The sequence below is a fragment of the Pseudomonas sp. AGC41 genome, assembly GCF_057334555.1.
In genome coordinates this window covers 46,542-48,497 of the sequence record NZ_JBHFJB010000115.1, presented here as the reverse complement: position 1 = coordinate 48,497, position 1,956 = coordinate 46,542, and the positions used below count along the sequence as shown (strand labels likewise).

3 protein-coding genes are annotated in these 1,956 nt (G+C 60.7%); all 3 read right to left on the bottom strand.

The genetic code is table 11. The annotated features are described in order from the left end of the window. Nucleotides 1-47 precede the first annotated feature (47 nt). Entirely contained in the window at nt 48-665 is a 618-nt protein-coding gene (gene bamJ, locus ACE04F_RS19365) for a BamJ family beta-barrel-assembly machinery protein (RefSeq protein ID WP_186613025.1), read from the bottom strand. A gap of 120 nt (nt 666-785) precedes the next feature. Then, nucleotides 786-1,274: a TIGR00645 family protein gene (locus tag ACE04F_RS19360; RefSeq protein WP_025215565.1), complete on the bottom strand. Its 489-nt coding sequence runs from the start codon at nt 1,272-1,274 to the stop codon at nt 786-788. Nucleotides 1,275-1,403: 129 nt separating this feature from the next. Continuing rightward, nucleotides 1,404-1,745: a PA4575 family protein gene (locus ACE04F_RS19355; protein ID WP_486109189.1), complete on the bottom strand. Its 342-nt coding sequence runs from the start codon at nt 1,743-1,745 to the stop codon at nt 1,404-1,406. Nucleotides 1,746-1,956: the final 211 nt, after the last annotated feature.

Sequence of the window (1,956 nt, the reverse complement as noted above, 5' to 3'; positions counted from 1 at the left end):
GACAGACCGCTTCGCGAGCAGGCTCGCTCCCACAAAAGGCAGTTGCCTTACAGAACGTCCAACAGCTCGACGTCGAACACCAGCACGCTGTGCGGTGGGATGCTGCCAACGCCCTGGGCGCCGTAGGCCAGTTCGCTCGGCACGTACAGGCGCCATTTGCTGCCGGCGCTCATCAGTTGCAGCGCTTCGGTCCAGCCCGGGATCACGCCGCCTACCGGGAATTCGGCTGGCTGGCCACGATCGTAGGAGCTGTCGAACACAGTGCCGTCGATCAGGGTGCCATGGTAGTGGGTACGCACCTGGTCTTCGCGGGTCGGCTTGGCGCCTTCGCCCTGGGTCAGTACTTCGAACTGCAGGCCGGACGCCAGGGTGGTGATGCCTTCGCGCTTGGCGTTTTCGGCCAGGAATGCACGGCCTTCGCCAGCAGCGGCTTCAGCCTTGGCGGCAGCTTCGGCCTGCATGATTTCGCGGATCACCTTGAAGCTGGCGGACATCTCGTCCTGGCCCACGCGGCTCGGCTTGCCGGCGAAAGCGTCGGTCAGGCCGGCGAGGATCGCGTCCAGGCTGACGCCCGGCGGCGGGTTGTCGCGCAGTTGGTCGCCCAACTGACGGCCAATGCCGTAGCTGACGCGGGTTTCGTCGGTGGACAGGTTAACTTCGGACATGATGCTGCTCCGCTGTGCGGACGGCTCGGGAACGTGCCGTGCGTGACACAGCGCCGCCCGGAGCGCCCGGAACCAAAAGGGCGAGCAGACTAGCACAGATGCCGCCGCCCGTGACGAACCTCAATGCTTGGTCAGTTTGTCCAGATAGCCCATGGCGAACGCCGAGACCACGAACGTCATGTGGATGATCACGTACCACATCAGGTGCTCGGGATCGACGTTCTTGGCATCCATGAAAATACGCAGCAGGTGGATGGAAGAAATGGCAACGATCGACGCCGCGACTTTCATCTTCAGCGACGAGGAATCCATGGTGCCCAGCCAATTGAGCTTTTCCTTGTCGGAGTCGATGTCCAGTTGCGAGACGAAGTTCTCGTAGCCGGAAATCATCACCATCACCAGCAAGCCGCCAACCAGCGCCATGTCGATCAGCGACAACAGCACCAGGATCAGCTCGGATTCGGCCATGGCAAATACGTTGGGAATGACGTGAAAGACTTCCTGGAAGAATTTCAGCGCCAGGGCCAGCAAGCCCAGGGACAGCCCGAAGTAGATCGGCGCCAGCAGCCAACGGGAGGCATACATTGCATTTTCGATAAAGCGTTCCATTGAGTCTCACACCAGGGCTGTAAAAACGCGGCGAGTATATCAGCCACGACCCGCCCCACAAACGCCGGCCCCGTCCTGGGGCGCGGCCCTTGTGTCAAAACTTTACTGCGAGAGGCGCCCGATGAAGACTCAATGCAGCGGACGATATTCAACGCCGCCGACATTGCGACAACGGCCTCCGTTGATATCGCGTAGCTGTGCCTGCATGTGCAGCGACCAGATCTGCGGATCATCGGCCAGCTCATATCCGTGCAATGTCAGGTTCTGGACGATGGTGTCGAGGAGGGTTTCAGCGGCAGTCGGGCCAGGGAATGGCCCTTGGGCCTTGATCGCGGTAGGTTGCTCGCCGGCCATTCCGGCGGCGAACAGTACGGTCCACATACCGGTATCGCCGGCGAGCGGACGAACGGCGCATTCGATACGGGTCACCAGACCCAGGCAGTGGCGAGTAAGACAAAGGTTGCGCGACATGGCGGCGCCCCTCGGTAGATCCGGTATTCAGCCCGGGAAGGCTGTTTCGATCCAATGATGGCTCTCGTTATCCTTGAACTGAGGATAGGAGAAAAGTTCCGGCGGCAAGGGATTTCGAGACCAGAATGCGCCGAGCGGTCACAGTGTGAATATTGACGTCAAACTGGTGACGCAATTTCCGGATAATCCACCAAACAATGTGGGAGCGGGG

Excerpts from the sequence above, each read along its gene's own strand:
- ACE04F_RS19355 (WP_486109189.1), bottom strand. The coding sequence starts at position 1,745 with ATGTCGCGCAACCTTTGTCTTACTCGCCACTGCCTGGGTCTGGTGACC.
- bamJ (WP_186613025.1), bottom strand. The coding sequence starts at position 665 with ATGTCCGAAGTTAACCTGTCCACCGACGAAACCCGCGTCAGCTACGGC.
- ACE04F_RS19360 (WP_025215565.1), bottom strand. The coding sequence starts at position 1,274 with ATGGAACGCTTTATCGAAAATGCAATGTATGCCTCCCGTTGGCTGCTG.